The sequence below is a fragment of the Plesiomonas sp. genome (assembly GCF_051650925.1).
Classification (GTDB): domain Bacteria; phylum Pseudomonadota; class Gammaproteobacteria; order Enterobacterales; family CAMTGL01; genus Plesiomonas.
In genome coordinates this window covers 1-1,576 of sequence record NZ_JBOFRH010000137.1, presented here as the reverse complement: position 1 = coordinate 1,576, position 1,576 = coordinate 1, and the positions used below count along the sequence as shown (strand labels likewise).

The following is a 1,576-nucleotide window of genomic DNA, read 5'->3' as shown; positions in this document are numbered from 1 at the left end:
TGATCACCGGTATTCGCGTGGATAACGTGGTACAGCGTGATGGCAAAGTGGTAGGCGTCGAAGCTGATGGTGATGTGATTGAATCAAAAGTGGTCATCTTGGCCGATGGCGTTAACTCTTTGTTAGCCGAAAAGCTGGGAATGGCTAAGCGTGTTGAACCGGAGCATGTCGCGGTTGGGGTGAAAGAGCTGATTGAGTTACCTAAATCAGTGATTGAAGACCGTTTTCAGCTACAAGGCAATGAAGGGGCGGCGTGTTTGTTTGCCGGCTCACCGACCGATGGGTTGATGGGCGGTGGTTTTCTGTATACCAATGAGACCACGCTTTCACTTGGCCTAGTGTGTGGCTTGCATCACGTGAAAGAGTCGAAAAAATCAGTCCCGCAGATGTTGGAAGATTTTAAGCAGCATCCTGCCATTGCGCCACTGATTGCCGGTGGCAAGCTGGTTGAATACGCCGCGCATGTGGTGCCGGAAGCCGGTATCAATATGCAGCCTGAGTTAGTTGGTGAAGGTGTTCTGATTGCCGGTGATGCGGCAGGTATGTGCATGAACTTGGGCTTTACCATTCGCGGTATGGATTTGGCGGTTTCTGCTGGTGAGGCTGCGGCGAAAACCGTGCTATCAGCCATGAAACGCAATGATTTTAGTAAAGAAGGGCTGGCCGAGTACCAACAGCATTTGGATAACGGGCCAATGCGCGATATGCGGATGTACCAACGTATGCCGGCATTTTTGGATAACCCGCGCATGTTTACTTATTACCCTGAAATGGTGGTCGGTATTGCGCGTGATCTCTTCACTATTGATGGCCAAGCGCCAGTGCCGATGCGTAAAAAAATCCTGAGTCATTGCAAGAAGGTTGGTTTTATCAACCTGATGAAAGATGGCATTAGAGGAGTAACAGCATTATGACTTCGCCCGTCAACGTAGACGTCAAATTAGGCGTGAATAAATTTAATGTCGATGAAGAAAATCCACACATTATTTTGAAAACCGCGCCAGATAAACACGCGCTCGATGTAGTAATGAAAGCCTGTCCAGCTGGTTTATATAAACGACAAGACGACGGAAGTGTGCGTTTTGACTATGCCGGATGTCTGGAATGTGGCACCTGTCGAATTCTGGGTCTTGAGACAGCATTAGAGAAATGGGAATATCCGCGCGGCACTTTTGGCGTGGAGTTTCGCTACGGCTGATATCCGCGGTGATGTTAACGCGTGATAAACACGGTGATCCCTTCTTTTGTCGATAACACAGGAAATAACCATGCAGCAGCCAAGGAACTTTGATGATATCAAATTCTCATCCATTCACCGCAGAATCATGCTATGGGGAAGTGGGGGGCCGTTTCTGGATGGTTATGTGTTGGTTATTATTGGTGTTGCACTTGAGCAATTAACACCAGTGTTACATCTTGACGCTGAATGGATAGGGTTGCTAGGTGCAGCAACCCTGGCCGGATTATTTATTGGTACGACATTATTTGGCTATATTTCAGATAAAGTCGGCCGGCGTAAAATGTTTCTCATCGATATTGTGGCCATTGGTGTGATATCAGTGGCAACCATGTTTGT

Annotated in this window: 3 protein-coding genes; all 3 read left to right on the top strand. The window is 47.8% G+C overall.

Going from position 1 to position 1,576, the window contains the following annotated elements:
• A partial coding sequence (fixC, locus tag ACRC27_RS03070; RefSeq protein ID WP_438639169.1) for an FAD-dependent oxidoreductase FixC occupies positions 1 to 914 on the top strand: 914 nt, incomplete at its 5' end.
• Positions 911 to 1,198 carry a ferredoxin-like protein FixX gene (gene fixX, locus ACRC27_RS03065; RefSeq protein WP_112866528.1) on the top strand — a complete coding sequence of 96 codons (288 nt, stop codon included), beginning with the start codon at positions 911 to 913 and terminating at the stop codon, positions 1,196 to 1,198. The genes fixC and fixX, both read left to right, overlap by 4 nt.
• 70 nt (positions 1,199 to 1,268) lie before the next feature.
• Positions 1,269 to 1,576 (top strand): MFS transporter (locus tag ACRC27_RS03060; RefSeq protein WP_438639168.1); only part of this gene is annotated, 308 nt, incomplete at its 3' end.

Bases quoted from the DNA above. Each gene is read 5' to 3' on its own strand.
- fixX (WP_112866528.1), top strand. From the start codon at position 911: ATGACTTCGCCCGTCAACGTAGACGTCAAATTAGGCGTGAATAAATTT.